Raw genomic sequence first — 422 nt, forward strand, 5'->3', positions numbered from 1 at the left:
TATGGAGGATACAGGGATCGAACCTGTGACCTCCTGCTTGTAAGGCAGATGCTCTCCCAGCTGAGCTAATCCTCCAAAATGACCCGTACGGGATTCGAACCCATGTTACTGCCGTGAAAGGGCAGTGTCTTAAACCACTTGACCAACGGGTCATACTACAAAAATATACGGAGAGTGAGGGATTCGAACCCTCGAAACAGACTTTAATCCGTTTACATCATTTCCAATGATGCTCCTTCGGCCAGCTCGGACAACTCTCCATAGTACTCCGGCAGGCGGGCTCGAACCGTCGACAACCTGATTAACAGTCAGGTGCTCTACCAACTGAGCTATGCCGGAATAATCGCGTGGCAACGTCCTACCCTTGCAGGGGGCGATCCCCCAACTACTCTTGGCGTGCTGAAGCTTAACTTCTGTGTTCG

Annotated in this window: 4 tRNA genes; all 4 read right to left on the reverse strand. The window is 51.4% G+C overall.

The annotated features are described in order from the left end of the window. Positions 1–2: 2 nt before the first annotated feature. Positions 3–75 (reverse strand) — tRNA-Val (locus tag AC6UDE_RS06910). A 4-nt stretch (positions 76–79) separates the two neighbouring features. Next, a tRNA-Glu gene (locus AC6UDE_RS06915) sits at positions 80–152 on the reverse strand. Positions 153–168: 16 nt separating this feature from the next. After that, positions 169–260 (reverse strand) — tRNA-Ser (locus tag AC6UDE_RS06920). Between the two features lie 6 nt (positions 261–266). Beyond that, a tRNA-Asn gene (locus tag AC6UDE_RS06925) sits at positions 267–339 on the reverse strand. Positions 340–422 lie beyond the last annotated feature (83 nt).

Source organism: Fructilactobacillus sp. X2R5C3 (assembly GCF_059901325.1).